1 protein-coding gene is annotated in these 386 nt (G+C 59.1%); it reads right to left on the reverse strand.

The window, feature by feature from the left end:
- Positions 1-341 (reverse strand): glycerol-3-phosphate responsive antiterminator (locus tag FNJ47_RS46735; protein ID WP_163163563.1); only part of this gene is annotated, 341 nt, incomplete at its 3' end.
- Positions 342-386 lie beyond the last annotated feature (45 nt).

Raw genomic sequence — 386 nt, forward strand, 5'->3', positions numbered from 1 at the left:
GTCCGTAGAGCTATCGAGTCAAGCAGGAACACCCGGAATATCGTCCGCAGATGACTTCGTCTGGCTGTCTCGACAACCCTGGCATTAGTGCTGACGATCGTATCTACTCCACAATGGCCCTTAAGGAATCCGAGCCCAGCTGAGTTGGGATGCAGCCCAGACAGCATGTCGGCGTGGACGATGACCTTCTTCCCGGCTCGCGAAACCCGCTTCGCGAGCCCGGGGAGCGTGTCGAGAGTGACATCGGCTAGCAGTACACTCGGCGATGGGGCTGCGATAGCTATGTCCAGGGTCTGACTCGTAGCAGACGGTATGACCACACCGCGCCCGACTTCTGGCATCAGCGTTTCCCTCCTGCCACGGGCATGTATTGAGCAATGTCGGCC

The organism is Bradyrhizobium uaiense, assembly GCF_010811875.1.
Classification (GTDB): domain Bacteria; phylum Pseudomonadota; class Alphaproteobacteria; order Rhizobiales; family Xanthobacteraceae; genus Bradyrhizobium; species Bradyrhizobium uaiense.